This is a genomic window from Streptomyces sp. NPDC048002 (assembly GCF_040653275.1).
Lineage (GTDB): Bacteria > Actinomycetota > Actinomycetes > Streptomycetales > Streptomycetaceae > Streptomyces.
Genome location: NZ_JBEZNL010000053.1, coordinates 24,747 through 50,455 on the forward strand (window position 1 = coordinate 24,747; position 25,709 = coordinate 50,455).

A 25,709-nucleotide genomic window follows, 5' to 3' on the forward strand; every position below is an offset into this window, starting at 1 on the left:
ACCGACGCGCGTCCCACACCCCCGTAACCAGCGGTCACCGTGGGTGGTTGACGCGGCATGCACGACGTACGCTCCGTGAGGGCGCCCGCGCCCTCGATGTTCCGGCTCGCCGCCGCCTCGCTCGCCGGGACGGCCATCGAGTTCTACGACTTCTTCGTCTACGGCACCGCCGCGGCCCTGGTCCTGGGGCCGCTGTTCTTCCCGACGTTCTCGCCGCTGGCGGGGACCCTGGCCGCGTTCGGGACGTTCGCGGTCGGGTTCGTGGCGCGGCCGCTCGGCTCCGTGGTGTTCGGGCACATCGGGGACCGGTACGGGCGGCGCCCGGTCCTCGTCGGCTCCCTGCTGCTGACCGGTGCCTCCACGGTCGCGGTCGGCTGCGTGCCCACGTACGGCACGATCGGGGTGGCCGCCCCCGTGCTCCTGCTCCTGCTGCGGTTTCTGCAGGGCTTCGGGCTCGGCGGGGAGTGGGGCGGAGCGGTCCTGCTCACCGCCGAGCACGCGCCCGCCGAGCGGCGCGGGCTGTGGTCGAGCTTCCCGCAGGTGGGTCCGGCGGTCGGCTTCCTGCTCGCGAACGGGGTGACACTGGCGCTGGCCGCCTCCCTCTCCGAGGCGCAGTTCGCCCAGTGGGGCTGGCGGGTGCCGTTCTGGGCCGCCGGGGTACTGGCCGTAGCCGGGCTGTGGCTGAGGTCGTCGCTCCCGGAGAGTCCGCGGTTCCTGGAGTTGAGGGACCACGCGCGCGTGCCCCTGGTCGAGGTGGTGCGCGACCACGGGCGGCTCGTCCTGCTGACCGCCGGCGCGCTGGCCGTCGGGTACGCGATCTTCTACGCGGTGACGACCTGGTCCCTCGCCTACGGGACGGAACGGCTCGGCGTGAGCCGTGTCGACATGCTGGTCTGCATCATGGGCGCCGTGCTGGTGAAGGGGTCGCTCACCCCGGTGGCGGCGATGCTGGGCGACCGGTACGGGCGCCGGCCCCTGTGTCTGGCCGGGTGCGCGGCGGCCGCGGTGTGGATGTTCCCGATGGTCGCGCTGCTCGCCACGGGCGAGCCGCTGCTGATGTTCGTGGGCTTCCTGGGCGCGCTGCTCGCGTTCGTCACCATGTTCGCGGTCATCGCCGCGTATCTGCCGGAGTTGTACGAGCCCCGGGTGCGCTGCACGGGTGCCGCGGTCGGCTACAACCTGGGCGGGGTGCTGGGCGGCGCGCTCACCCCCATCGCCGCCACCGCGCTGGCCGAGCAGGGCGGGCGGGTGCCGTGGGGTGTGGGCGCCTATCTGACCGGGATCGCGCTGTTCAGCCTGGGCTGCTTCGCCCTGCTGCCGGAGACACGCCCGGTACGCGCGGTGGCGGCGGCGCCGGTCATGGATTGATCGCGAGTTCCAGGTAGGCGGCGAAGATGACCAGGTGCACGCCGCCCTGGAGCGGGGTCGCCCGGCCCGGGACGACGGTCAGGGAGCTGACCACGACGGTCAGGGCGAGCAGGACCATGTGGGTGGCTCCGAGGCCGAGGACGAGCGGGCCGGAGAGCCAGATCATGGCCAGGGCCACCGCCGGGATGGTCAGGCCGATGCTGGCCATCGCCGAGCCGAGTGCCAGGTTGAGGCTGGTCTGCACGCGGTCGCGGCGGGCGGAGCGCAGCGCGGCGATCGTCTCCGGAAGCAGCACCAGCAGGGCGATGATCACACCGACGACGGCGTGTCCGAGGCCCGCGGACTCCACGCCTGACTCGATGGTCGGGGAGACCGCCTTGGCCAGGCCGACCACCCCGATCAGGGCCAGGCCCAGCAGGCTCAGGCTGATCAGCGCGGTGCGCGCGGACGGCGCGTCGGCGTGGTGGTCGGCGGTGATCACCTCGCCCTGCCGGGTGATGGGCAGGAAGTAGTCCCGGTGCCGCACGGTCTGGGTCGCGACGAACAGGCCGTAGAGGATGAGCGAGGACAGGGCCGCGAAGGTGAGCTGGACTCCGGAGAACTCCGGGCCGGGCTTGCTCGTGGTGAAGGTCGGCAGGACCAGGCTGAGCGTGGCGAGGGTGGCGACCGTGGCCAGGGCCGCGCCGGTGCCCTCGGGGTTGAAGACGGCGGTGCCGTGTCTGAGGGACGCGACCAGGAGACTCAGGCCGACGATGCCGTTGCAGGTGATCATCACGGCGGCGAAGACGGTGTCCCGGGCCAGGGTGGCGCTCTTGTCGCCGCCGTCGACCATCAGGGTGACGATCAGGGCCACCTCGATGACGGTGACCGCCACGGCGAGCACCAGGGAGCCGAAGGGTTCGCCCACCCGGTGGGCGACGACCTCGGCATGGTGCACCGCCGCGAGGACGGCTCCGGCCAGCACCACCGTCACCACCGCGACGACGGCGCCGGGCAGGTCCCGGCCCCAGGTGAGGACGAGCAGGACGACCGCCAGTACCGGCACGGTGGCCGTCCACTGGAGGGCGAGCGACCTGAGCCGAGCGATCATGCTGTGATCGTCGCAAAGGGGAACGGGCCCCGCACGTCGGCCGTGCGAGGCCCGTTCCAAGCCGCCGGCCCCTCCCGGTGGGAGGAGCCGGCGGATCGTGCCCGGTCGCTGCGGGGTCCGAGGCTTGTCAGGCCTCGATGGAGTCCTTCGGAGCGCCTTCGCTGTCCTTGCGCGCCGCCTCGGCCGCCTCCTGCTTCTTCGAAGCGCGAAGGCTGGTGATCGTGGTGACGATCAGGACGGAACAGATGACGCCGAGGGAGACCGGAATACCGATCTCCGGGACGTGCACCCCGGACTCGTGCAGGGCGTGCAGCACCAGCTTGACGCCGATGAAGCCGAGGATGATCGACAGGCCGTAGCTCAGGTGGACCAGCTTCTTCAGCAGTCCGCCGATGAGGAAGTACAGCTGCCGCAGACCCATCAGCGCGAAGGCGTTGGCGGTGAACACGATGTACGGGTCCTGCGTCAGACCGAAGATCGCGGGGATGGAGTCCAGGGCGAACAGGACGTCCGTCGTACCGATCGCGAGCATCACGACCAGCATCGGGGTCATGACCCGCTTGCCGTTCTCCTCGATCCACAGCTTGGTGCCGTGGTAGCGGTCGGCGACACCGAAGCGGCGCTCGGCGGCCTTGAGGAGCTTGTTCTCCTCGAACTCCTCGTCCTCCTCGTTGGCACGGGCCTCCTGGATGAGCTTCCAGGCGGTCCAGATGAGGAAGGCGCCGAAGAGGTAGAACACCCACGCGAAGCTGGCGAGGATCGCGGCACCGGCGGCGATGAAGATCGCGCGGAGCACCAGGGCGATCAGCACACCGATGAGCAGCACGCGCTGCTGGTACTGCGAGGGAACGGCGAACTTCGCCATGATCAGCACGAAGACGAAGAGGTTGTCGACGCTCAGCGACTTCTCGGTGATGAAGCCGGCGAAGAACTCACCGGCGGGCTGGCCGCCGCCGAACACCAGCAGGCCGAGGCCGAAGAGCCCGGCCAGGGCGATCCAGACAACCGTCCAGATTCCGGCTTCCTTGATGGACACGTCGTGCGGCTTGCGGCCGATGAAGAAGTCGACCGCGATGAGGGCCGCCAGGCCCACGATCGTCAGGACCCACAGGGTCGCGGAAACATCCACTGCGCCTCCGGCAGTACGTAACGGCAAATGTCAGCGTCGTCGCTGCCGGAGGTCTCTTCCACCCGAGTTCGGGCCGACGCCCCGGGATCTGGTCTGATCCGTATTGACGGGTACGCCGCAGTAGACAGGGAGTACTCCCCTCCGCACGAACGAGAGTACCCAATCACCAAGGAAAGGTAAAGGAGAAGGTAAAAAGAGACCCAAAAGCCCAGGTGGAAGGCGCTTTACGGATGCTTTGTAAAGCTGGGGTCAGGTCATCGGTCCCAGGAGCGGCGGGCCTCGGCGACCTGGGTGAGCACCTGCTGGAGGATGTCGCTGCCGGGCGGCACGAGCGGCGGCTCGTACGTCCAGGCGTGCCCCACCCAGGGGTCGGCGAGGTGATCCTCGGCCACCGGGGTCAGTCGCAGCAGCGAACGCCACAGCGGGTCCAGCAACGGCCCATAGGCGGAGGCTTCCTCGCGGTCGGCGACCATCATCAGGTGCACGCCGACGGAGGGGCCCTCGTCCGCGAGATAGCGGAGCTGGTTCACCGCCCGGTCGTCGAAGCCGTGCGGGAAGTCGTTGACGATCAGCAGCTGCTGGGAGGTGTCGAAGCCCGGCGGCAGCGACTCGGACGCGCCCCCGCGCACGGCCATCTGCACCAGGTCGACGCGCTGGGTGAGCCGGCCGAGAACCTCGGTCACCCCGGCCGCGCCGACGGCGGGCGGAGCGGCGAGGACACCGGTGCGCACCAGCGGGGCGAGCGCCTGGGCGCCGGAACCGGCCGGGTCGATGACCTGGACGGTGAAGTCCCCCGCCGGATAGACCGCGAGCAGCCTGGCCGCGTGCGCCACCGCCGTCTCCATGGCGAGCCGGCGCAGATCGTGCGAGTCGTGGAACACGCCGTCCGAGAAGTTGGACGGGCCGCTGTCGATCCACAGCCCCCGCTCCAGCGGCAGCCGGACCAGCATCGGGATGCGCAGCGGCTCGCTCTCCGGCAGGTGCAGATCACCCAGGCGCAGCGCCATGGGCAGTTCCATGGGCACGCGGTAGGCGTGCCAGACGGGGTTGTCCCAGCGGGCGTACGCGGGCGGCAGCGCGGGCTCGACGACGTCGGACTCCGCGGTCAGCTGAGCGAGGTCCCGGTCCAGGGTGGCCCTGGCCTGGTCGACCAGCTGGGCGTGCTTGGCCTGGGCCGCCTCGCGCGCGGCGTCGCCCTGGCCGCCGATCCGGCTGCGCGGGTCGGAGAGGACCTGGTCGAGTTCCTTCTCCCTGCGCGAGTCGGCGAAGTCGACGGCGCTGCGGTAGGCGGCGGCCGTCCGGGCCAGGTCCTCGAACATGCCCCAGACCTGGTTGTACAGCCGCTCGTCCATGGACCAGCCGGTGGCGTCGCCCGCGACGGGCTGGCCGGGCCGGCCCGGCTGGGCGGGGGCCGCGGGCGGGGCGGGCGGCGGCGAGGCGGTGTTCCGGCGGCCCGGGTGGCTGTAGTTGACGGGCCCGCCCGCGGTGGGCGGGTCGGCGGGCGCGCCCGGGTAGCCCGGCGCGGGTGTGTTCTGCGGCGGCTGCCCGTCGCCGTACGGCGAGGCAGCGGGCGCCGGAGGTACGGGGGTGCCCTGGGTGCTGTAGGGCGATGCGGTGCTCTGGCCGCCCTGGTCGGGGCCGACGGCCGGTGCGGTCTGCGGCCGGGCGCGGTCGGTGTCCGCCGCCACGGGCGGGGGTGCCGGGACCGAGCGGGCCACGCCCTGGGCGACCGCCTCGTTGATGCGGTTCGCCAGGTGTCCGGCCTCGGGCAGGTTCTGGTCGGCGAGCAGCTCGGCGAGGCCGCCCGCGTAGCCCTGGCCGACGGCGCGGACCTTCCAGGCGCCCTGGCGGCGGTAGAGCTCCATGGCCACCACGGCGGACTCGGCGTCCAGACCGGTGATGGTGTAGCTGGCCACCTCGGCGCCGTCGAGGCCGGTGACCGCGACGAAGGGGGCGGCGACCGCGCCGAAGCGGACCGGGCCCCCCACGCCGGTGGGCAGGGCGAGCAGCACGGTGACCCGGTGCACGGCTTCCGGCACGGCGTCCAGGTCCACCGCGAGGCGATGGTCTGCGGCCGCCTGCCGGGAGACCTCCAGGCCCGGCAGGGTGGGCGTGCCCGGATGGGCCACCCACTCCGTGCCCTGGATCCGGCCGTTCTCGTCGCCGAGCGTGGCACCCGCCACGACCGGCGCGCCGGCCGAGACCCGGATCTCCAGGCGGGCCTGGGAGAGCGGGTGGTTCTGTCCCCGCACCAGCTCGGCCGTCATCGCCCTCGTCCCCCTGTGTCGCTGTGTCTCGTGTCGTGGAAGGTGCTGCTCGCCCGGTGGACTACAGGTGCGGCAGGATCGCCGGCATCAGGTCCTGGAAGGTACGGCCGTTGGCCGGCGTACCGAGGGCCGTCATCGTCCAGCCGGGGCCGGTGCGGTGCACCTTCGCCATGATCTGGGCGGTGTAGGCGCCGCCGCCCGCGAGCGTGTAGCGGGCGAGCTCCTGGCCGTTGGTCTCGTCGACCAGACGGCAGAAGGCGTTCTGCACTTCCTGGAAGGTCTGCCCCGTGAAGGAGTTCACGGTGAAGATGATCTGGTCGATGTGGACCGGCACGCGCTGGAGGTCGACGAGGATGGCCTCGTCGTCGCCGCCCTGGCCGACGCCGCCGACCAGGTTGTCACCGGTGTGCCGGACCGAGCCGTCGTCGCTCACGAGGTGGCGGAAGAAGACCACGTCGACGGGCTGCTTGTCGGCGAACAGGACGGCGGAGGCGTCCAGGTCGACCTCACGGGTGCGCGAGCCGAACAGGCCGCGCCGGGGGGCCGCCTGCCAGCCGAGACCCATGCGCACCGCGGTCAGGCTGCCGCCGTCGTTCTTCTGCAGACTGATGGCCTGACCCTTGGTCATGTTGACGGTCACGCGCTGATTCCCCTCTCGAACTGTCCCCTGTTTCCGCGGAGTCCGCGGATGACCTGAACCCTACGCAGCGGCACTGACAGTGCCGTACCCAGGGCCGCACTTTGTGTCGGTCTTGCAACACAGCGCGCCCCCACGCGCTCACCCCGTTCCCGTCAGGCCAGGCCCGCCTCTTTCATCTGCCGCAGTTCCTTCTTCATCTCGGAGACCTCGTCGCGCAGCCGGGCCGCGATCTCGAACTGGAGGTCGGCGGCGGCGGCGCGCATCCGGGCGGTCATCTCCTCGATCTGCTCGGCGAGGTCGGCCGCGGGGCGGTCGGTGGGGACGGGCTTCTTCTCCCCGGACTTCGCACCGGACTTCGCACCGGCACGGGCGCCGCCGCCCGCCGCCTTTCCGCCCAGGGAGGGCACCGGGGCCTTGGCGCCCTTGCCGTCCTTGGTCTTCCGGTAGCCGGAGCCGAGCAGTTCCTCGGTGTCGATGTCCTCGCGGGCGATCTGCGCGACGATGTCGTTGATCTTCTTGCGCAGGGGCTGCGGGTCGATGCCGTTGGCCTGGTTGTACGCGACCTGCTTCTCCCGGCGGCGGTTGGTCTCGTCGATGGCCTTCTCCATCGCCGGGGTGATCCTGTCGGCGTACATGTGAACCTGGCCGGAGACATTGCGCGCCGCGCGGCCGATGGTCTGGATCAGGGAGGTGCCCGAGCGCAGGAAGCCCTCCTTGTCGGCGTCGAGGATGGCCACCAGGGACACCTCGGGCAGGTCGAGTCCCTCGCGCAGGAGGTTGATGCCGACCAGGACGTCGTACTCGCCGGCGCGCAGCTCGCGCAGGAGTTCCACCCGGCGCAGCGTGTCGACGTCGCTGTGCAGGTAGCGGACCTGGATGCCGAGTTCCAGGAAATAGTCGGTGAGGTCCTCGGCCATCTTCTTGGTGAGGGTGGTGACCAGGACCCGCTCGTCCTTCTCCGTGCGCTCGCGGATCTCGTGCACCAGGTCGTCGATCTGGCCCTCGGTGGGCTTGACCACGACCTCCGGGTCCACCAGGCCGGTGGGGCGGATGATCTGCTCGACGGCGCCGTCGGAGCGGGAGAGTTCGTACTGGCCGGGGGTGGCCGACAGATAGACGGTCTGGCCGATGCGCTCCTGGAACTCCTCCCACTTCAGCGGGCGGTTGTCGAGGGCGGACGGCAGCCGGAAGCCGTGGTCGACCAGGGTCCGCTTGCGGGAGGCGTCGCCCTCGTACATGGCGCCGATCTGCGGCACGGTCACGTGCGACTCGTCGATGACGAGCAGGAAGTCGTCCGGGAAGTAGTCGAGCAGGGTGTTCGGCGGGGAGCCGGGCTCGCGGCCGTCGAAGTGCATGGAGTAGTTCTCGACGCCGGAGCAGCTGCCGATCTGGCGGAGCATCTCGATGTCGTACGTGGTCCGCATGCGCAGGCGCTGGGCCTCCAGGAGTTTGCCCTGCTTCTCCAGTTCGGCGAGGCGCTCCCCCAGCTCCTTCTCGATGTCGTTGACCGCGCGCTCCATGCGCTCCGGGCCGGCCACGTAGTGGGAGGCGGGGAAGACGTAGAGCTGCTCGTCGTCGCTGATGATCTCGCCGGTGAGCGGGTGCAGGGTGGACAGCGCCTCGATCTCGTCGCCGAACATCTCGATCCGGACGGCCAGCTCCTCGTAGACCGGGAAGATCTCGATGGTGTCGCCGCGGACCCGGAAGGTGCCCCGGGTGAATGCCAGGTCGTTGCGGGTGTACTGGATGTCGACGAAGCGGCGCAGCAGCTGGTCTCGGTCGATCTCCTCGCCGACCTTCAGGGGGACCATGCGGTCCACGTACTCCTGCGGGGTGCCGAGGCCGTAGATGCAGGAGACGGAGGCGACCACAACGACGTCGCGGCGGGTGAGCAGCGAGTTGGTGGCGGAGTGGCGCAGCCGCTCGACCTCCTCGTTGATCGAGGAGTCCTTCTCGATGTAGGTGTCCGACTGCGGGACGTAGGCCTCGGGCTGGTAGTAGTCGTAGTACGAGACGAAGTACTCGACGGCGTTGTTCGGCAGGAGCTCGCGGAACTCGTTCGCCAGCTGGGCGGCCAGGGTCTTGTTCGGGGCCATCACCAGGGTGGGGCGCTGGAGCTGCTCGATCATCCACGCGGTGGTGGCGGACTTGCCGGTGCCGGTCGCGCCGAGCAGCACGACGTCCTTCTCACCGGCCTTGATGCGCCGGGCGAGGTCGGCGATGGCCTGCGGCTGGTCGCCGCTGGGCTGGTAGGGGCTGACGACCTCGAAGGGCGCCACCGTGCGTTCGATGCTGGAAACGGGCCGCATGGATCCACCGTACGGCCCCCCACTGACAACGCGGTCCGGTCAGCGGTTCTGCGGGGTGCGGGAGCGGTGCTCGACGGTGCTCCGGCGGGGGCGGGGCCGGCGGGCCTGGTGGGCGGTCGTGGCGTGGGCCGGGATGCCGGGCCTGTCGTCGACGCCCGTCAGGTCGGGCTTGCCCATGACCATCAGCGGGTCGAGCATCACGACGACTCCGGCGAGCAGCAGGAAGGCGAGCGGGCCGATCATCATGGGTGCGAGCAGGGACGCGGGCGAGTCGCCGACGATGGTGTCCCGCGTGCTGTGCAGATGGACGCTGAGGGCGGCCATGCCCATGTAGTGCATCCCGCTGACGGCGAGCCCCATGACGAGACTCGCGCCGACGCTCCACAGGAAACCGCGGACCTGTCCGGCGGCCCACAGCGCGGCGGTGGCCGCGACCATCGCTATGACGACGGAGGCGGTGACCGTGAGCGTGTTGTACTCCAGTTTCCCGTTGAGCTGGAGTCCGGCCATGCCCAGGTAGTGCATGGAGGCGATACCCAGACCGGTGATCGTGCCTCCGGTGAACAGGGCCGCGCCGCGCGCACCCCGGTAGCCGACGATGAAGATCCCGATGCCGACCATGACGATGGCGACGGCGAGGCTCGCGAAGGTCATCGGCTTGTCGTAGTGGATCTCGCTCTCCGCGACCGTGAACCCCATCATGGCGACGAAGTGCATGGTCCAGATGCCGGAACCGATGGCGGCCGAGCCGAGGGCGAGCCAGCCGGAGCGCCAGGAGCGGGTGACGAGCATGGCTCTGGTCGTGCAGCGCAGGCCGAGCGCACCGCCGAGGCAGGCCATGACGTAGGCCACCAGCGGTGTGACGAGTCCGTAGCTGAATCCGTCGACCGTGCCCTGCATGCGCGGCTGTCCTTCCGCCCTCTTGCGTCCCGGAATGTGATGATCCTCGCCCCCTCCCAGGACCGCCCGAGCGGTCAGGGCTGAGGCGAAGAGTATGACTCCCACCGGAATGGTCGAACGATTTTCCGGCAAAGAAACACGGCTCTGCCCCAGTTGTGCGGCATCAGTGAACGGACTTGGGCAACCCCGATCAATCCACGGCCGTCCCGCAACCGCTTGCGCTTGACGCTCTGCTGTCACAGTGGAGCTGTCCGTGACCATCGACGCGAGGAGTACGCATGCACGCGCGCGCCGTTGCCGCCATGACCACCGCGCTCCTGGGGACCGCAGCCCTTCTGTCGCCGCCCGCCGTGGCCCGGGCCGACGGCTCGGGCGCGCCGCCGACGGTGATCGCCCACCGGGGCGCCTCGGCCGACGCGCCCGAGAACACCCTCGCCGCCGTCGACAGGGCGGCCGGGCTCGGCATCGCCTGGGTCGAGAACGACGTCCAGCGCACCAGGGACGGTGAACTGGTCGTCGTCCACGACGACAACCTGCGGCGGACCACCGACGTGGAGGAGGTCTTCCCCGGCCGGGCCCCCTGGAAGGTGAAGGACTTCACCACCGCGGAGATCGCCCGCCTCGACGCGGGAAGCTGGTTCGGCCCCGCGTACGCGGGCGCGCGCGTGCCGACGCTGAAGCAGTACCTGGACCGCGTCGAGCGCAACCACCAGAAGCTGCTGCTGGAGATCAAGAACCCCGCCCTGTACCCGGGCATCGAGCGGCAGACGCTCAAGGTGCTCGGCAACGAGGGCTGGCTCGAACCGAGCCACCTGGCCGGCCGGCTCGTCGTGCAGAGCTTCAGCGCCGAGAGCGTACGGACCGTCCACGACCTCAAGCCGGGCGTCAGGACCGGCTTCCTCGGCGCGCCGGACGTGGCGGACCTGCCCGCGTACGCCCGGTTCACCGACCTGATCAATCCCCCGCACGGCGCGCTGTCCACCGGCTATGTCGCCGCCGTGCACGCCTTCCGTGGACCCCACGACAGGCCGCTGGAGATCCTCACCTGGACGGTGGACACCGCGGCCGACGCCCGCCGGGCCGCCGGGTACGGCGTCGACGGCATCATCAGCAACCGGCCCGACGTGGTGCGTGCCGCGGTGGGCGGCTGACGGCCGCGGCCCCGCGAGCCGGGTGCGGGGTCGGTTCCGCGGGGCGTTGTCGGTGGCGGGGCGTTGTCGGTGGCGGGCCGTACGGTGGGCGCATGGACAGCCATGGGCAGAACGAGCAGCGGGTCGTGTGGGCCGTCGTCGCCACCGACATCGGTCCGCTGCTGCTGGCCGCGACCCGCGAGGGCCTGGTCAATGTCGTGTTCCACGCCTCCGACGCGGTGCGCGACAGGGCGGTGGAGCGCCTCGCTTCCCGGCTCGGACACGAGCCGGTCGAAGAACCCGGCTCCCCCCTGCTCGCCGAGGCGATACGCCAGGTGAAGGCGTACTTCTCCGGTGAGCGGCGCGACTTCGAACTGCCCCTGGACTGGTCGCTGATCTCGGGCTTCAACCGACAGGTGCTGCGGGAACTGGCCGAGGGTGTGCCGTTCGGCTCGGTGGTCGGCTACGGCGACCTGGCCGCGCGGGTCGGCCAGCCGGGCGGCGCGCAGGCGGTGGGCATGGCGATGGGCGCCAACCCGCTCCCCGTGGTCGTCCCCTGCCATCGGGTGGTGGAGAGCGACGGCGGCATCGGCGGCTTCGGCGGCGGTGTGGAGACCAAGCGCCGGCTGCTGGCCCTGGAGGGCGTGCTGCCCGAGCCGCTGTTCTGAACCCGCCCGTGTGAACCGTCACCCGGTTCTAGTCGTAGTGCCGGGCCTCGAAGACGTTGCCGTCCGGGTCGCGGAAGTAGAAGCTGCGCTTGGCCGGGCCGCGGGCGCCGAAGGAGCCGTGGGAGATCTCCGAGGCCGGCACCCCGTCCTCCGCGAGGCGGGCGACCAGGGTGTCGAAGGCCTCGGCCGACAGGGCGACGCAGACATGGTTGACCGGGTGCCCGGCGCTCTCGGCGGCCTCGGGGAACAGCTTCCGCATGCCCTCGGCCCTGTCCCGCGCCATCAGGTCGACGATGGTGTCCTCGTTGAGCCGTACCGAGGGGAACGGGGCCTGTCCCGCGATGAACTCGGCCAGCCGTACCGGCTCGGTGCCGAGGGTCCTGAGGTAGAACTCGGCCGAGGCGACGGGGTCGCTCACCCAGAGGACGACATGGTCGAGTCGTGCGGTGCGGTCGGTCATGCGTACCAGGCTGGTGGTGTCCCCCACAGGGCGCAAGTGGTTTGACCGGGTGCCGGTGCTGCCAGGGATGAGGGAGGACCGACGGACAGGAGGCGGGCACGTGGTGCTGGTGGTGTCGGAAGAGGTGCGGGCGGCGGTCGACGCGCGTCAACCCGTGGTGGCGCTGGAGTCCACGATCATCGCGCACGGCCTGCCCCGGCCGCGCAACCTTCAGGTGGCCGTGGAACTGGAGGAGGTCGTGCGGCGGGAGGGCGCGGTGCCCGCGACCATCGCCGTGCTGGACGGGCGGCCCCATGTCGGCCTGGACAAGCAGCAGTTGGAGCGGATCGCCAACGAGGACGGAATCCGCAAGCTCGGCCACCGCGATCTGCCGCTCGCGGTAGCGGCCGGGGCGAGCGGGGCGACCACGGTGTCGGCGACCGCCCTGCTGGCGGCCCGCGCGGGCGTGCGGGTCTTCGCGACGGGCGGGCTCGGCGGGGTGCACCGGGAGTGGACGGTCACCCAGGACGAGTCCGCGGATCTGGGGCTGCTGGCCCGGACCCGGATCACGGTGGTCTGCGCGGGCGTCAAGTCGATCCTGGACGTTCCGGCGACGCTCCAGCGGCTGGAGACGCTGGGCATCGCGGTGGCCGGGTACGGCACCGACCGCTTTCCCGGCTTCTATCTGTCGGACTCCGGTCATCCGGTGGACTGGACGCTGCGGTCCCCGGAGGAGGTCGCGGAGGTGATGCGGGCTCAGGACGGCGTGGACGGGCCCGAGTCGGCGCTGGTCGTCGCCCATCCCGTGGCGGAGTCGGAGCAGTTGGACCCCGACCTGCACGCCCGGGTGCTGGCCGGGGCGCTGCGCGCGTGCGAGGAGGAGGGAGTCACCGGTCAGGCGGTCACGCCGTTCCTGCTCGACCATCTGGTCCGGCACACGGACGGGGCGTCCCTGCGCGCCAACCTGGCGGCCGTGCGCGGGAACGTGGCGCTGGCGGCGCGGATCGCGGCGGCCTGGGCCCGGACGTGACGACCGGGCCGGAGGGTGCCCTGCTGGTCGTCGGCGATGTGGTCACGGACGTGATCGCCCGCCACACGGGACCGCTCGCCCCGGGCACGGACACCGCCGCCGCGATCCGGACCGTGCCGGGCGGCGCCGGTGCCAATGTGGCCTGCTGGGCCGCGTACCGCTCGGACGCGGAGGTGCGGCTGCTCGGCAGGGTGGGTGCGGAGGCCGCGGCCTGGCACGAGCGGGAACTCGTCGCCGCCGGGGTGCGGCCCCGCCTGGTGGTCGATCCGCGGGCGCCGACCGGGACGGTCATCTGCCTGGTCGACTCCGGCGCGGCGGCCGAGCGGACGTTCCTCACCGACAGCGGCGCCTCGCTGCGGCTGGGGACCGGCGACTGGTCGGACGGGCTGCTCGACGGAGTGGCCCGGCTGCATCTGTCGGGGTACCTGCTCTTCTCCGAGCCGAGCCGTGCGCTGGTGGCGGCCGCGCTGGCCTCGGCACGCGCGCGGGGCGTGCCGGTGAGCCTGGATCCGGCCTCGGCCGGCTTCCTGGCGCGGCTCGGGGTGGACCGCTTCCTGACGCTGGTGGAGGGCGTCGACGTCCTGCTGCCGAGCCGTGACGAGGCGTGTCTGCTGACGGGGTTGCCGGACACGGCGGACGCGGCGGCCAAGTTGAGCCGCCATGTTCCGCTGGTGGTCGCCAAGGAAGGCGCGGCGGGGGCGCTGGTCGCGCGGGGCGGTGCGGTGCGCGCCCGGGTGCCGGCGCCCGTGGTGACGGCCGCCGACACGACGGGCGCGGGTGACGCCTTCACCGGCGCCTTCCTCGCCGCCCTGCTCACCGGCGCGGACCCGGAGGAAGCGGCCAGGGAAGGCTGCCGGGCCGGGGCCCTGGCGGTGACCCGGGTGGGCGGCAGACCACCTGAGCGCACCGGACACGGACACGGACCCGCGCCCGGCGACGCGGGCTGAGCAAGCTGAACCGGCTGAGCGGGCTGAACCGGCTGAGCAGGCTGAGCAGGCTGAGCGGCACGCTCCCCGGACCGGACCGGACCGGACCGGACCGAACCGAAACCGGACCCCATCGGCCACCGGACGCGGCGCGCCCGCGCGAGGGCCTCGCGCGGGCGCAGGGCTCGCGCGGGCGGGTGATCCGTCGCCGGACCGGGGCGCTCCGAGGTTTCGAGGTGCCGGGGCCGGGCGGGCGCCGGCTCAGCCCTTGCGTCCCCAGGCCGAGAACATCGGGGCCGTGGCCAGGTCCGTGCTGCCGGCGGCGATGTTGGCGAGGTGCCGGTCGATCTCCTCGTCGGTGGCAAGGTCCGCGGCGACGAGCCGCTTGCGGATCTCGCGGACGGTGGCGGACTCCAGCGCGGCGCAGGCGGCCGAGGCGACCGGGAAGTACGCGTCGGCCTCGACCCGCTGGAGCCCGGCCTCCCGCAGCAGCCGCGGCAGTCGGCGCCCGTAGGAGAGGTCGGCGCCGCGGTCGGCGAGCAGTGTGCGGAAGCCGTTCCTGATCCGGTTCGCCAACTCCTGTTCGGGGCCGTGTTCGTCGGGGCAGGCCAGGGGCTGGAGCGCCGGGTCCGCGTCCTCGACCAGCAGCCGTCCGCCGGGCCGCAGCGCACCGACCATCGAGCGCAACGCCCGCTCCCGGTCCGGGACATGAACCAGTACGAGCCGGGCATGTACCAGGTCGAAGCCCTCCCCCGGCGGCTCCTCGGTCCCGACGTCGTGGACGCGCACCTCGACGGGCGGCCGGGCGGCCGGGGCCACCAGCGAGGTGTCGATGTCGGTCGCCACCACCCGTCCCGTCGGCCCGACCTTCTTGGCCAGCCAGGAGACCACGGAGGTGCCGCCGGCCCCGACCTCCCAGCAGCGCCAACCGGGGCCGACGCCGAGGGCTTCGAAGTGCCGGAAGGTGGTGGGATCGAACAGGGCGGCGAAGGCGTCGAAACGCTCGCCGGCCTCGCTCTGCCGGTTGTCCAGGAGGTACCCGTCGGTTCGCGTCATACGTGGATCATCCCAGTTGCCCGTCTTGTCCACAGTGGTCGACGCGCACCGGGACTCCGTTCGCGGCACGGTCGCGCGACAGTTGTCCACAGCCGGGAACCAAGCGGAACGCCCTGCTCCCACAGGCTTGCCCGCCCGTCGCGCCGGACTGGCAGACTGGCGCGACCAGCGCGGGAGAACGGCGCGAGGAGATCCACCCGGGGAGATCCACATGTCCATGGCAGGAAATCTGCGGAAGGTCACCGGCCTCCGCACGGTCGGCGGGCTGCGCAAGGTGGCGCGGCTGGCCCGGCGCGGCCGCCGACGCGTCGATCTGAGTCACCCGGCGCGCTCCCCGCTGGGCTCCTCCGTGGTGAACTGCGTCAGCTACCGCGACGGCGTCCGGGGCCCCGCCGGCGGCGACCTGGTCGACACCGTGGAACGGGTGCGCAAGCACGGTGACGGTTTCGTCTGGCTCGGTCTGCACGAGCCGACGGACGACGAGTTCGCCGGCATCGCCGAGCTGTTCGAGCTGCATCCGCTGGCCGTCGAGGACGCGATCGAGGCACATCAGCGCCCGAAGCTGGAGCGGTACGACGACACGCTCTTCGCCGTGTTCAAAACGGTCTGCTACGTCGAGCACGAGGAGCGCACGGCGACCAGTGAAGTGGTCGACACCGGCGAGATCATGGTCTTCACCGGCCAGGACTTCGTGATCACCGTGCGGCACGGCCGGCACGGCTCGCTCGGGCCGCTGCGGGAGGAACTGGAGTCCGCGCCCGCGCAGCTCGCCAAGGGCCCGGCGGCGGTGCTCCACGCCATCGCGGACCATGTGGTGGACGACTACCTGAGCGTCACGGACTCGGTGCACACGGACATCGACCAGGTGGAGACGGACGTGTTCGCCGAGGCGGGCGCCCGCGTCGATCCCGGCCGGATCTACCAGCTCAAGCGCGAACTCCTGGAACTGAAGCGGGCGGTGGCACCGCTGGCGCGCCCCCTGGAGGAGCTCGCCACCCGTCCCATACGGGTGATCGACGCCGAGATCCAGGCGTACTTCCGTGACGTCTCCGACCATCTGCTGCGGGCCAGGGAACAGATCGCTTCCTTCGACGAGTTGCTCAACTCCATCCTCCAGGCACACCTGGCGCAGGTCACGGTCGCGCAGAACGAGGACATGCGGAAGATCACGGCGTGGGCCGCGCTGGTCGCCGTGCCGACGATGGTGTGCGGGCTGTACGGGATGAACTTCGACCACATGCCGGAGCTGCACTGGAAGTTCGGCTACCCGCTGGTCATAGGCGTGATCGCGGTGGCGTGCGCGACGCTGTACCGGGGCTTCAGACGCAGCGGCTGGCTCTGAGACCCGCAGGACGGCCGGCCAAGGGGGCACACCGCGCGCCCGCACCGCCGGAGGGCGGCCGGTGGAGCGGGCGCGGGAGCGGCGGCCGGCGTCAGCGCGCGGCGGTCCGGGCGTAGACGCCCTCGACCCAGGAGGCGATCTGGTCGTCCGTCAGGTGCTGGGCCAGGTCCGCCTCGCTGATCATGCCGACCAGGCGCTTGTTCTCGATGACGGGGAGCCTGCGGATCTGGAACTCCTGCATCTCCCGGAGCACATCGCCGACGTCCGCGTCCGCCGCGATCCAGCGCGGGGTGCCCTGGGCCATCTCGCCGGCGGTGACCTTCGCCGGATCGTGCCCCATGGCCACGCAGCCGACGACGATGTCGCGATCGGTGAGGATGCCGCAGAGCCGGTCGTTCGAGTCGCCGATGGGCAGGGCCCCGACGCCGAGGTCACGCATCAGCTGGGCGGCGCGGTCCAGGGTCTCGTGGGCGGGGATCCACTGGGCGCCGCGGTGCATGATGTCTCCGGCAGTGGTCATGAAGTACCTCCCGGTGCCGGACGGCCGGCGCGGCGCAGGACGCACCGCTAGTCCCGGCGCCCTACATTCTCGCCGCGCCGGAGAACGACCGCACCTCAGAGACCGCGGCGCCGGCCCCGAGCTCAGGCCGAGAAGCTCACGACCTTGCGCGGGACGATCCGGACGATCACCCGGACCTCGTCCTCCTTCTCGGCCGGCGGGTCGATGCCGAGGTACTTGTGCGAGAGCTCGCGGGGAAGCCGCTTGTCGTCGTCGGGGAGTATCTCGGCGGTGCCGCGGATCTCGACGGAGGAGTAGGGGTTGGCGAGGTCGAAGACGGAAACGCTGACGCGAGGGTCGCGGCGCAGGTTGCGCACCTTCTGACGGTCGGCCAGAGAGGAGAAGAGCACGGTGTCGCCCTCGCGTTTGAACCAGACCACCGAGTTCTGCGGTGCGCCGTCGGGGCCGAGGGTGGCGATCCCGGCGAAGTTCCTGCCGTCGAGGAGGGCGCGCGTGGAGTCGTCGAAGGAGAGGCCGCCGGTACCGGTCGAAGTCGTCATGCCCCCACCCTAGTTACATGCATGCGCATATAAAAGGGGGTTTCCGTGATCTGCGTGCGAGATTCCGCGATCAGCCGTTCCAGGCCGGGTGGCGGGGGTCGTCGGCGCGGATCAGTACGTCGGCGGTGGCGGCGGGGTCGGTCTCGTCCTCGTAGCGTGCGAAGGCGGGGAGGGTCCAGTGGTCGGCCTCGGGGGTGCGGCGGCGCAGGGCGCCCGCGGAGAGGCGGAGGTGGACGGTCAGGTCGAAGGGGAACCAGTGCCGCAGCAGGAAGGGGCCGTGCAGGAGCAGCACTCCCCCGGGCGGGAGCGGTACGTAGGGGCTGCGGGTGGCCCGGTCGGTGACGGGGTCCCACAGGTCGGGCAGGACGCGGCCGTCGCCGTCGGGGTCGAGGGGGCCGAAGACCTCGCGCCAGAGGGCGCCGGTGTCCAGCCAGTCGTCGTAGTACGCCTCCACGTCCCGGCGGCCGTGCTCCAGGCGGATCGAGGCGGGGCGCAGGAAGCCCTCGGCACCAACGACCAGGCAGGGGCGGCCGCGGGTCCGCAGGGCCTCGGCGACACGTTCGGCGAGATCACCGGGCCGGGCGGCGGGGGCACCGTCGAAGGCGACCCGCGGCCACCGACCCGCGTCGGCGGGCTTCAGGTCGAGCAGCCGCTCGGCCAGGAGGTCTCCGAGCCGTTCCCAGGTGATCGCTTCGAGTCGCACAGGGCCCATGATGCGTCAGGAGCGGGACGGGAGGTGGTGCGGGTGCGCGCCGGAGGGAAGGAACCGCGTATGGCGCAGCCGACGACTCCCCTGTACGGCACCGGACTTGTCGCCGTGCAGCCGCTGCGCCGGCGGTACTGCGCGGAGTGCCGGCGCGGGCCGTTGTCGCTGCTCGTGCCGGCCGACGGGGCGGCCCGCTGTCCGGACTGCGCGGACCTCGGGCATCTGGTGTTCCTGCCGCGCGGGGACACCGCGCTGACCCGCCGGGCCCGGGAGGAGAGCGGTCTGTCGGCGGTGGTGGTGCGCTTCAACCGGCGCAAGGGGCGCTACGAGCGGCAGGGTCTCCTCGTGGAGGAGGCGGGGCTGGCCCGGGCCGAGGCGCGGTGCCTGGCGGACGCCGAGGCCAGGCGGCGCCGGCGGCTGCGGGACGCCCGGCGCCGGGCGGCCCAGGACGCGTGCTTCACGGAGGCGTTCGCGGCGGAGATCCGGCGGCTGTTCCCGGGCTGCCCGCCGGAGCGGGCCGCCGCGACCGCCGCCCATGCGTCGGTGCGGGGCAGCGGCAGGGTGGGCCGCAGCGCGGCGGGCAGGGCGCTGTCCGAGACGGCGGTGACCTCGGCGGTGGTGGCGTCCGTGCGGCATCTGGACACGCCGTACGACCAGTTGCTGATGAGCGGGGTGACACGGAACGAGGCACGGCGGCGGATCGCCGCGGCCGTGGCGGCGGTCCTGGAGGGCTGGCGCGAGGCGCCGGGCGGGCCGACGGACCGGCTGACCGGAGCACCGGCTGACCGGAGCACCGCCACACCCGCCGCGTCCTCCCCACCCTCCCCACCCTCCCCACCCGCGCACCCACCGCACCCACCGCACCCACCGGGGCTGGACGCCCGCTTATGCGGGCGCGCCGCTCGGCCATGGGATCCGGGCGCCGGGGGGAATTGACTTGTGGTGACAGGCGGGGCGGGGCCATGATCCCCGCGGCGATGGGGAGTTGACGTTCTGATGATCGATGGGCCGTACTTCGCACTGACCGTGCTCGGCGTGCTGGGGACCGGACTGGTGGCCGGGGTGTTCTGCGCGTTCTCCACGTTCGTGATGAGGGGACTCGCCGCGCTGCCGCCCGCCCAGGGCGTCGCGGCGATGCAGGCGGTGAACGTGGCCGCGGTGACCCCCGCCTTCATGGCCGTGTTCATGGGCTCGGCGCTGCTGTGCGCGGTGCTCGCCGTGGTGACGTTCGTGCTGTGGCCGGACGAGGGCGCCGTGGAGCTGCTGCTGGGCAGCGCGCTGTATCTGTTCGGTTCGTTCGGGGTGACCGTGGTGGCCAACGTGCCGCGCAACGAGGCGCTGGCGAAGCACGAGCCGGGAACCTCGGAGGCGGCCGCCTCCTGGACGACGTACGTCCGCGAGTGGACGGCCTGGAACCACGTCCGCATGATCGCCTCGGCCGGGGCCGCCGTCTGCTACGCGCTGGCCCTGCACTGAGGGCAGGCGCGAGGGGTTGATGAGACGTATCGTGGCCGGAAGAGTGCCGCCCGATGACGCACGGCCCCGCTGCGTACGCGAGGGAGACGGCCATGGCCGATCCCAAGGGATTCATGACCACACCCCGCCGGGACCGGCCGCGTCGGCCCGTGGAGGAACGGGTCCGGGACTGGGACGAGGTGTACGTGCCCGGGGCGCTGCTGCCGATCGTCGGCGGTCAGGCCGACCGGTGCATGGACTGCGGCATCCCGTTCTGCCACGACGCCTGTCCGCTCGGCAACCTGATCCCCGAGTGGAACGACCTGGTCAGCCGGGACGACTGGCGGGCCGCCGCCGACCGGCTGCACGCCACCAACAACTTCCCCGAGTTCACGGGGCGGCTGTGTCCGGCGCCCTGCGAGGCGGGGTGCGTGCTGGCGATCAACCAGCCCGCCGTGACCATCAAGAACGTCGAGTGCGCGGTCGCCGACCGGGCGTGGGAACTGGGGTTCAGTCCGCCGCGGCCGCCGGACCGGCTGTCCGGGCGGACGGTCGGGGTGATCGGTTCGGGGCCCACCGGCCTCGCGGCGGCACAGCAGCTGACCCGGGCCGGGCACACGGTGGTCGTGTACGAGCGGGACGACCGGGTCGGCGGCCTGATGCGGTACGGCATTCCCGAGTTCAAGATGGAGAAGCGGCATCTGGAGCGGCGTATCGAGCAGATGCGGGCCGAGGGGACGAAGTTCCGTACGTCCGTGACGGTCGGCCGGGACGTCGGCGCGGCGGAACTGCGGTCGCGCCACGACGCCGTGGTCGTCGCGACCGGGGCCACGGCCTGGCGGGAACTGCCCGTGCCGGGGCGCGAGTTGGCCGGGATCGAGCAGGCCATGGCCTACCTTCCGCTGGCCAACCGGGTGTGCGAGGGCGACATCGAGGTGTCACCCCTGTCCGCCGCGGGGAAGCACGTCGTCATCGTGGGCGGCGGTGACACGGGCGCCGACTGTCTGGGCACCGCGGTCCGGCAGGGCGCCGCGTCCGTGACCCAGCTCGACATCTACGCCCAGCCCGGTGCCGCGCGCGACGAGGAGACCGAACCCTGGCCGACGTACCCGAAGATCTACCGGCTCTCGGCGGCGCACGAGGAGGCGCGGGATCTGGAGAGCGCGCCCCTGGCCGACTCGGACGCCCGGCTGTTCGCCGCGTCGACGCTCCGCTTCACCGGGGACGCGGCGGGGCGGGTCCGGTTCCTGCACCTCGTCGAGGTCGACGCGGACCGCCGTCCCCGGCCGGGGACCGGGCGGGCGATTCCGGCGGAGCTGGTGCTGCTCGCGCTCGGCTTCTCGGGGCCGGACCGGGCGGACGGGCTGATCGGGCAGCTGGGGCTGGGCCTGGAACCGCGGGGGACGATCGCGCGGGACTCCGGCTTCGCCACGAACGTGCCCGGTGTGTTCGCCGCCGGGGACGCGGCCCGCGGGCAGTCCCTGGTCGTGTGGGCCATCGCCGAGGGCCGGGCGGTCGCGGCCGCGGTCGACCGTCACCTGACCGGCGCCTCCCGCCTGCCGGCGCCGATCTCCCCGTACGACCGGCCGATGTCCGTCTGACGGACCTCAGACAGCGCTCCGGCGCTCGTCCGTGCCCGCCACCTTGCCGGTGGCCAGCGCCACCCTGTTCCAGGTGTTGATGGTGAGGATCAGGGCCAGGAGCCGGGCCAGTTCCCCCTCGTCGAAGTGCGCGGCCGCCTCCGCGTACACGGCGTCCGGGACCCCGTCCTCGGACACCAGGGTCACGGCCTCGGTCAGGGCCAGGGCCGCCTGTTCCCGGTCCGTGAAGAAGTGCCGGGCCTCGCGCCAGACCGCGACCATGTGCAGCCGGTCCTCGGTCTCACCGGCCTTGCGGGCGTCGTTGGTGTGCATGTGGAGGCAGTACGCGCAGTTGTTGAGGAGCGAGGCACGGATCTGGACGAGCTCGACGAGCGTGGGGTCCAGGCCGTCGCGGGCGGCGGCGTCGAAGGCGATGAGCGCGCGGAACGCCTTCGGGGCGTTCTTCGCGAAGTTCGTCCGGGGGGCCTTGGCCTCGGCCTGCGTGTTCGTCGTCATGCCTCATAACCTACGGGCCCGAAAGACCGCCTGTAGGGTGCATTTTCGTGGTGGATTCATGGGTCAATTCAGCGGAACGGATCGGCGCCGACCTGCACGTGGAGCTGGCGGGGCCGGGCGGCAGACGGGCCGCGCTCATCCGTGCCCTGCGCGGGGCCGTACGCGACGGCCGGCTCGCACCCGGCACCCGGCTGCCGCCGTACCGCTCGCTCGCCGCCGATCTCGGCGTCGCCCGGAACACGGTGGCCGACGCCTACGCGGAACTGGTCGCGGAGGGCTGGCTCACCGCCCGCCAGGGCTCGGGCACCCGGGTCGCCGAGCGCGCCCTGCCGCCGCGCCCCGCCGGAGACCCGCCCGCCCCGGCACCGCCACGCGCGCGTGGCCCGCTGCACGACCTGCGGCAGGGCACGCCCGACGCGTCGGGCTTCCCGCGCGCCGCGTGGCTGGCCTCCTACCGCAGGGCGCTCCAGGGGGCACCGACCGAGGTCTTCGGGCCGGGCGATCCGGCCGGGCGGAGGGAACTGCGCGAGGCGCTGGCCGAGTACCTGGCACGCGCGCGTGGCGTGCGCTGCGATCCGGGCCGGATCGTCGTCTGCTCGGGGTTCGGCCACGCGCTGCGGCTGCTCTTCGAGGGGCGGGTGCTGCGCGGCCCGCTGGCCGTGGAGGCGTACGGGCTGCCCTTCCACCGCGAGCTGCTCACCGGCGCCGGGGTGCGGACCGTACCGCTCGCCCTGGACGGGGACGGCGCCCGGGTCGACGGGCTCACCCGCGAGCGGGGCGTGCTGCTGACCCCCGCGCACCAGTTCCCGACCGGCGGGCCGCTGCACGCCGCCCGCCGGGCCGCGGTGATCGACTGGGCACGCGCGCGTGACGCGGTGATCGTGGAGGACGACTACGACGGCGAGTTCCGCTACGACCGCAGGCCAGTCGGAGCCGTGCAGGGGCTCGACCCCGAGCGGGTGATCCTCGTCGGTTCGGTGAGCAAGAGCCTCTCCCCCGCGGTCCGGCTGGGCTGGATGGTGCTGCCCGAGCGGTACGTCGGGGGCGTGCTCGCGGCCAAGGGCGAGCGGGAGGCGTGGGCGAGCGTCCTGGACCAGCTGTGTCTCGCCGACTTCGTCGCGCGCGGGTCCTACGACCGCCATGTGCGGCGCATGCGGCAGCGGTACCGCGGCCGCCGGGACCGGCTCGTCGCCGCGCTCGCCCGCCGGGCGCCGCACATCGAGGTCACCGGGGTCGCGGCGGGCCTGCACGCGGTGCTGCGGCTGCCGCCGGGCACCGAGGCGGCCACCGTGGAGCGGGCCGGGCGGCTCGGGGTGGCGCTGGACGGACTCGCGGCGTTCCGTCGTCCGCGGGACCCGGGGCCGGCCGCCCCCGACGGCCTGGTCGTCGGGTACGCGACCCCGTCCGAGCACGCGTTCACGGCGGCGCTGGAGGCGCTCTGCGCGGCCCTGCCCGCTGCCTGAGAGGGGCTCCGTCAGCGGGCCGCCCGCCAGGAACGGGGAAGGCCGGCCTCACTCCGAGCGAGGCCGGCCTTGCCGGGTTTCGACTGGTTCGGTAACTCAGTGACGTGGAACGGTCACGCACACAGCAGGATCGTTAAAGCAAGGCTCACAGGTCTCAGGAGAGCAGGAAGTCGGCCGCTCCCGCCTTCGCGCCCTCGATGAAGGCCGTCATCTCGTCGGTGGTGTAGATCAGGGCCGGTCCGTCCGGGTCGGTCGACTGGCGGACCGCGATCCGTCCGTCGGCCAGTTTCATCGCTTCCAGGCAGTTGCCGCCGTTGCCGCCGCTCCACGGCTTGTGCCAGCCCTCGCTGCCCAACTCCCGCGCGGGCATGCCGTTGTAGACGCGAGGACGCGGCTTGATGCGATCCATTCACAGCTCCTTGCGGAGATCCGTCAGGATCTCCTTCGTGCGATGTGCCGTAGCGGCCTGCGCCGCCATGCGGTCCATGACCTCGAGGTAGGTAGCCACCTCGGGGCGCGCGTCGAGATAGACGGCGCCGGTCAGGTACTCGCTGTAGACCATGTCCGGAAGTTCTGACATGGCGAATCGGAACAGCACGAAGGGCCCGTACGTGCCGGGGTGCGGTCCGCTCTCGAACGGAGCGACCTGCAGCGTCACATTGGGCAGCTTCGTCACGTCGAGCAGCCGGTCGATCTGGGCACGCATCACCTCCGGACCGCCGATCGGGCGGCGCAGCACGGTCTCGTCCATCACGACCCACATCCGGGGCGCGTCGGGCCGGGTGAGCAGGCCCTGGCGCTGCATGCGCAGCGCCACATGGCGCTCGATGTCGTCGGGCTTGGTCTGGCCGATGGCGCCGGACCTGAGCACACCGCGCGCGTAGTCCTCGGTCTGCATCAGACCGGGCACGAAGTGGGGCTCGTAGGACCGGATGAGGCTCGCGGCGCCCTCCAGGCTGACGTACATCGAGAACCAGCCCGGCAGGATGTCGTGGAACCGCTGCCACCAGCCGGGCCGGTTGGCCTCCTCGGCCAGCTGCACGAAGGCCTCGGCCTCCTCGTCCCCCACCCCGTACGCCTTCAGCAGCAGCTGGAGGTACGGGATCTTGAGGGAGACCTCGGCCATCTCCATCCGGCGGACGGTGGCGGGGGCGACCCGCAGCACGCGGGCGGCCTCCTCGCGCTTGAGCCCGGCGCGTTCCCGCAGGTCCAGCAGGCGCCGCCCGAGGACGACCTGGCCGACCGTCGGCGCGGACCGCGGCTCGCTCACGCTCCACCTCCACCCATGTTTCCTGACAGCCCTACGGCGCCATTCGAAGACCTATTCGAAGATCCGGACGGATCTTCCTCGATCCCAAGTGGCGCCGTTCGACATGCTGTTGCGAGCAGTGTGCCACGGCCATCCACCCCGTCACACAGCACTCTGCAATTTTCAGAGTGACACTTGCCAAGTGTTCACGGCGGGGAGATAGTGGCAAGCGTGATTCCGTCCGCGCCCTTAGGAACAGACGCCGCAGGCCCCCTCGGTCTCGGCGCTGCCACGGCCGTCGGCCCCCAGCGGGGGCCGGCCGAGCGCCGGTTCCGCTTCGAGCTGGCCGCACATCCGGGTTCCCCCGCACAGGCGAGACGCCTGACGCGGGCCCGGCTGACCGGCTGGTCGATCTGCGAGGACACCTGTGACACGGCGGCCCTCGTGGTCTCCGAACTCGTCACCAACGCCATCGTGCACACCGCGAGCAGGCACATAGTCTGCGAGCTGCACGACGGTGACGAGCTGGTGCGCATAGCCGTGCGCGACCAGGGGTGCGCCCCGGGCGAGCCGCATCCGGCCGGGCAGCGCGGGGACGAGGAGCACGGGAGGGGATTGCTCCTCGTCGACGCCCTCTGCCACGCCTGGGGCGCCCACGAGCACGGGCCCGGACTGCTGGTCTGGGCCGAACTCCCGCGCCGGGCGGACACGCCGCGCGAGGACGCCGGGCCGCGCGACGACCTGGGCTGGGGGGCCCGGCCGAAGCCCGGTCCCGCCGGGGATTCCGACGGCGACGACGAGAACGGGGGGCCGGCGTGAGCGTCGCGACCGGCAGGGCCCAGGTACTGAACCTGGACACACTGGTCCGGCTGCGCCGCGGGACGCGTCCCGAGGACGCCCCGCTGCGGCTGGCCGTACCGGACGGAATGACCGCGCCGCTGGGGTGCGACGCGGTGGCCGTCCCCGCTCATCTCGGATCGCTGATCCTGCCCCGGCTGCCCCACGTCGGCTGTGTGTACGCCGACGAGTCCCGCTGGTGGTGGATCGTTCCCGCCGATTCCGACTACGCCCTGAAGTGGCCCGAGCCGGCCCGCTACGCGACGGGCGCGGTGGTCCCGGACGAGGTACGGCTGATCCACCGGCCGGACGGCGCCGTGCCGTACACCCCGCCGATACCCCTCTACCTGGCGCTGTGCCGACTGACCGGAACGACCCCGTCCTGGTCCCGGCAGGTCAGCGCCTGACGCGGCACTAGGGCGTGTTTCGAAAGTCCCGTCGTCCGCCCGGAGGGCGGGCCCCGCGGCGTCTGGTGCGTGCGATCGCAAGGCGCCGGAGCGCCCTAATAGCGGAGCTATTCGGGCGTTTCGGCAACGCGGCGAGCGTGCGT

Annotated in this window: 25 protein-coding genes and 1 pseudogene; 12 read left to right on the plus strand and 14 right to left on the minus strand. The window is 72.2% G+C overall.

The window, feature by feature from the left end:
- The first annotated feature begins 96 nt into the window (after positions 1-96).
- Positions 97-1,368 carry an MFS transporter gene (locus tag AB0E07_RS36580; protein WP_362261833.1) on the plus strand — a complete coding sequence of 424 codons (1,272 nt, stop codon included), beginning with the start codon at positions 97-99 and terminating at the stop codon, positions 1,366-1,368.
- On the opposite strand, the gene AB0E07_RS36585 is transcribed toward AB0E07_RS36580, so the two are convergent.
- The 6 genes from AB0E07_RS36585 to AB0E07_RS36610 form a co-directional block, all read right to left on the minus strand.
- Positions 1,358-2,458, minus strand: coding sequence for an ionic transporter y4hA (locus tag AB0E07_RS36585; RefSeq protein ID WP_362261768.1), 1,101 nt, complete (start codon positions 2,456-2,458; stop codon positions 1,358-1,360). The two genes, AB0E07_RS36580 and AB0E07_RS36585, sit on opposite strands and share 11 nt — an antisense overlap.
- A 127-nt stretch (positions 2,459-2,585) precedes the next feature.
- Complete coding sequence (locus tag AB0E07_RS36590; RefSeq protein ID WP_362261771.1) at positions 2,586-3,587, minus strand: TerC/Alx family metal homeostasis membrane protein; 1,002 nt, start codon at positions 3,585-3,587, stop codon at positions 2,586-2,588.
- A gap of 254 nt (positions 3,588-3,841) precedes the next feature.
- The gene (locus AB0E07_RS36595; protein WP_362261773.1) at positions 3,842-5,854 is read right to left on the minus strand and encodes a TerD family protein; all 2,013 of its coding nucleotides are present in this window, start codon (positions 5,852-5,854) and stop codon (positions 3,842-3,844) included.
- Between the two features lie 61 nt (positions 5,855-5,915).
- Complete coding sequence (locus tag AB0E07_RS36600; protein WP_362261776.1) at positions 5,916-6,494, minus strand: TerD family protein; 579 nt, start codon at positions 6,492-6,494, stop codon at positions 5,916-5,918.
- A 152-nt stretch (positions 6,495-6,646) separates the two neighbouring features.
- Complete coding sequence (gene uvrB, locus AB0E07_RS36605; RefSeq protein ID WP_362261779.1) at positions 6,647-8,803, minus strand: excinuclease ABC subunit UvrB; 2,157 nt, start codon at positions 8,801-8,803, stop codon at positions 6,647-6,649.
- Positions 8,804-8,842: 39 nt separating this feature from the next.
- A complete protein-coding gene (locus AB0E07_RS36610) occupies positions 8,843-9,703 on the minus strand; it encodes an MHYT domain-containing protein (protein WP_362261781.1) in 861 nt (286 codons plus the stop codon).
- 278 nt (positions 9,704-9,981) lie between these two features.
- Here AB0E07_RS36610 and AB0E07_RS36615 point away from each other — a divergent pair, with 278 nt between their 5' ends.
- Positions 9,982-10,854: a glycerophosphodiester phosphodiesterase family protein gene (locus AB0E07_RS36615; RefSeq protein WP_362261784.1), complete on the plus strand. Its 873-nt coding sequence runs from the start codon at positions 9,982-9,984 to the stop codon at positions 10,852-10,854.
- A gap of 92 nt (positions 10,855-10,946) precedes the next feature.
- Positions 10,947-11,501 (plus strand): methylated-DNA--[protein]-cysteine S-methyltransferase, encoded by a 555-nt coding sequence (locus tag AB0E07_RS36620; RefSeq protein ID WP_362261786.1) that lies wholly within the window; start codon positions 10,947-10,949, stop codon positions 11,499-11,501.
- A gap of 28 nt (positions 11,502-11,529) precedes the next feature.
- Here the strand turns inward: AB0E07_RS36620 and AB0E07_RS36625 are convergent, their stop codons facing one another.
- A complete protein-coding gene (locus AB0E07_RS36625) occupies positions 11,530-11,961 on the minus strand; it encodes a VOC family protein (protein ID WP_362261789.1) in 432 nt (143 codons plus the stop codon).
- A gap of 100 nt (positions 11,962-12,061) precedes the next feature.
- Here AB0E07_RS36625 and AB0E07_RS36630 point away from each other — a divergent pair, with 100 nt between their 5' ends.
- Together AB0E07_RS36630 and AB0E07_RS36635 are read left to right on the plus strand one after the other, a co-directional pair.
- On the plus strand, positions 12,062-12,970 hold the full coding sequence (locus AB0E07_RS36630) for a pseudouridine-5'-phosphate glycosidase (protein WP_362261792.1): 909 nt from the start codon (positions 12,062-12,064) through the stop codon (positions 12,968-12,970).
- Positions 12,967-13,917 (plus strand): sugar kinase, encoded by a 951-nt coding sequence (locus AB0E07_RS36635; RefSeq protein WP_362261794.1) that lies wholly within the window; start codon positions 12,967-12,969, stop codon positions 13,915-13,917. Before AB0E07_RS36630 ends, AB0E07_RS36635 begins: the two co-directional genes overlap by 4 nt.
- A gap of 240 nt (positions 13,918-14,157) precedes the next feature.
- Here the strand turns inward: AB0E07_RS36635 and AB0E07_RS36640 are convergent, their stop codons facing one another.
- Positions 14,158-14,952 carry a methyltransferase domain-containing protein gene (locus AB0E07_RS36640; RefSeq protein ID WP_362261797.1) on the minus strand — a complete coding sequence of 265 codons (795 nt, stop codon included), beginning with the start codon at positions 14,950-14,952 and terminating at the stop codon, positions 14,158-14,160.
- A gap of 211 nt (positions 14,953-15,163) precedes the next feature.
- On the opposite strand from AB0E07_RS36640, the gene AB0E07_RS36645 reads away from it, so the two are divergent.
- Positions 15,164-16,294 (plus strand): magnesium and cobalt transport protein CorA, encoded by a 1,131-nt coding sequence (locus tag AB0E07_RS36645; protein WP_362261800.1) that lies wholly within the window; start codon positions 15,164-15,166, stop codon positions 16,292-16,294.
- A gap of 91 nt (positions 16,295-16,385) precedes the next feature.
- Here AB0E07_RS36645 and AB0E07_RS36650 read toward each other — a convergent pair whose 3' ends face one another.
- The 3 genes from AB0E07_RS36650 to AB0E07_RS36660 form a co-directional block, all read right to left on the minus strand.
- Entirely contained in the window at positions 16,386-16,814 is a 429-nt protein-coding gene (locus AB0E07_RS36650; protein ID WP_362261804.1) for a CBS domain-containing protein, read from the minus strand.
- Between the two features lie 122 nt (positions 16,815-16,936).
- The gene (locus AB0E07_RS36655; protein ID WP_362261806.1) at positions 16,937-17,353 is read right to left on the minus strand and encodes a PPOX class F420-dependent oxidoreductase; all 417 of its coding nucleotides are present in this window, start codon (positions 17,351-17,353) and stop codon (positions 16,937-16,939) included.
- Positions 17,354-17,423: 70 nt separating this feature from the next.
- Complete coding sequence (locus AB0E07_RS36660; RefSeq protein WP_362261809.1) at positions 17,424-18,065, minus strand: uridine kinase; 642 nt, start codon at positions 18,063-18,065, stop codon at positions 17,424-17,426.
- A 60-nt stretch (positions 18,066-18,125) separates the two neighbouring features.
- Between AB0E07_RS36660 and AB0E07_RS36665 the strand changes: the two are divergent.
- From AB0E07_RS36665 to AB0E07_RS36675, 3 genes and pseudogenes are all read left to right on the plus strand, one after another.
- Positions 18,126-18,797 (plus strand): annotated as a pseudogene (locus AB0E07_RS36665) (DUF2293 domain-containing protein); the annotation flags it as partial.
- A 258-nt stretch (positions 18,798-19,055) separates the two neighbouring features.
- Positions 19,056-19,535 (plus strand): anthrone oxygenase family protein, encoded by a 480-nt coding sequence (locus AB0E07_RS36670; protein WP_362261812.1) that lies wholly within the window; start codon positions 19,056-19,058, stop codon positions 19,533-19,535.
- Between the two features lie 92 nt (positions 19,536-19,627).
- Positions 19,628-21,115 carry a glutamate synthase subunit beta gene (locus tag AB0E07_RS36675; RefSeq protein WP_362261814.1) on the plus strand — a complete coding sequence of 496 codons (1,488 nt, stop codon included), beginning with the start codon at positions 19,628-19,630 and terminating at the stop codon, positions 21,113-21,115.
- Positions 21,116-21,121: 6 nt separating this feature from the next.
- Here the strand turns inward: AB0E07_RS36675 and AB0E07_RS36680 are convergent, their stop codons facing one another.
- Positions 21,122-21,610 carry a carboxymuconolactone decarboxylase family protein gene (locus AB0E07_RS36680; protein ID WP_362261817.1) on the minus strand — a complete coding sequence of 163 codons (489 nt, stop codon included), beginning with the start codon at positions 21,608-21,610 and terminating at the stop codon, positions 21,122-21,124.
- A 47-nt stretch (positions 21,611-21,657) separates the two neighbouring features.
- Between AB0E07_RS36680 and AB0E07_RS36685 the strand changes: the two genes are divergently transcribed.
- Positions 21,658-23,073 (plus strand): PLP-dependent aminotransferase family protein, encoded by a 1,416-nt coding sequence (locus AB0E07_RS36685; protein ID WP_362261820.1) that lies wholly within the window; start codon positions 21,658-21,660, stop codon positions 23,071-23,073.
- Positions 23,074-23,227: 154 nt separating this feature from the next.
- On the opposite strand, the gene AB0E07_RS36690 is transcribed toward AB0E07_RS36685, so the two are convergent.
- On the minus strand, positions 23,228-23,482 hold the full coding sequence (locus tag AB0E07_RS36690; RefSeq protein ID WP_362261823.1) for a DUF397 domain-containing protein: 255 nt from the start codon (positions 23,480-23,482) through the stop codon (positions 23,228-23,230).
- On the minus strand, positions 23,483-24,343 hold the full coding sequence (locus AB0E07_RS36695) for a helix-turn-helix transcriptional regulator (protein ID WP_362261826.1): 861 nt from the start codon (positions 24,341-24,343) through the stop codon (positions 23,483-23,485).
- Positions 24,344-24,544: 201 nt separating this feature from the next.
- On the opposite strand from AB0E07_RS36695, the gene AB0E07_RS36700 reads away from it, so the two are divergent.
- On the plus strand, positions 24,545-25,141 hold the full coding sequence (locus AB0E07_RS36700; protein WP_362261828.1) for an ATP-binding protein: 597 nt from the start codon (positions 24,545-24,547) through the stop codon (positions 25,139-25,141).
- A complete protein-coding gene (locus AB0E07_RS36705; RefSeq protein WP_362261830.1) occupies positions 25,138-25,566 on the plus strand; it encodes a hypothetical protein in 429 nt (142 codons plus the stop codon). The genes AB0E07_RS36700 and AB0E07_RS36705 overlap by 4 nt, the downstream gene beginning before the upstream one ends.
- Positions 25,567-25,709: the final 143 nt, after the last annotated feature.

Coding starts and splice junctions, on each gene's coding strand:
- AB0E07_RS36680 (WP_362261817.1), bottom strand. CDS start 21,610: ATGACGACGAACACGCAGGCCGAGGCCAAGGCCCCCCGGACGAACTTC.
- AB0E07_RS36640 (WP_362261797.1), bottom strand. CDS start 14,952: ATGACGCGAACCGACGGGTACCTCCTGGACAACCGGCAGAGCGAGGCC.
- AB0E07_RS36650 (WP_362261804.1), bottom strand. CDS start 16,814: ATGACCACTGCCGGAGACATCATGCACCGCGGCGCCCAGTGGATCCCC.
- AB0E07_RS36645 (WP_362261800.1), top strand. CDS start 15,164: ATGTCCATGGCAGGAAATCTGCGGAAGGTCACCGGCCTCCGCACGGTC.
- AB0E07_RS36625 (WP_362261789.1), bottom strand. CDS start 11,961: ATGACCGACCGCACCGCACGACTCGACCATGTCGTCCTCTGGGTGAGC.
- AB0E07_RS36690 (WP_362261823.1), bottom strand. CDS start 23,482: ATGGATCGCATCAAGCCGCGTCCTCGCGTCTACAACGGCATGCCCGCG.
- AB0E07_RS36655 (WP_362261806.1), bottom strand. CDS start 17,353: ATGACGACTTCGACCGGTACCGGCGGCCTCTCCTTCGACGACTCCACG.
- uvrB (WP_362261779.1), bottom strand. CDS start 8,803: ATGCGGCCCGTTTCCAGCATCGAACGCACGGTGGCGCCCTTCGAGGTC.
- AB0E07_RS36670 (WP_362261812.1), top strand. CDS start 19,056: ATGATCGATGGGCCGTACTTCGCACTGACCGTGCTCGGCGTGCTGGGG.
- AB0E07_RS36610 (WP_362261781.1), bottom strand. CDS start 9,703: ATGCAGGGCACGGTCGACGGATTCAGCTACGGACTCGTCACACCGCTG.
- AB0E07_RS36615 (WP_362261784.1), top strand. CDS start 9,982: ATGCACGCGCGCGCCGTTGCCGCCATGACCACCGCGCTCCTGGGGACC.
- AB0E07_RS36580 (WP_362261833.1), top strand. CDS start 97: ATGTTCCGGCTCGCCGCCGCCTCGCTCGCCGGGACGGCCATCGAGTTC.
- AB0E07_RS36585 (WP_362261768.1), bottom strand. CDS start 2,458: ATGATCGCTCGGCTCAGGTCGCTCGCCCTCCAGTGGACGGCCACCGTG.
- AB0E07_RS36675 (WP_362261814.1), top strand. CDS start 19,628: ATGGCCGATCCCAAGGGATTCATGACCACACCCCGCCGGGACCGGCCG.
- AB0E07_RS36620 (WP_362261786.1), top strand. CDS start 10,947: ATGGACAGCCATGGGCAGAACGAGCAGCGGGTCGTGTGGGCCGTCGTC.
- AB0E07_RS36660 (WP_362261809.1), bottom strand. CDS start 18,065: ATGGGCCCTGTGCGACTCGAAGCGATCACCTGGGAACGGCTCGGAGAC.
- AB0E07_RS36595 (WP_362261773.1), bottom strand. CDS start 5,854: ATGACGGCCGAGCTGGTGCGGGGACAGAACCACCCGCTCTCCCAGGCC.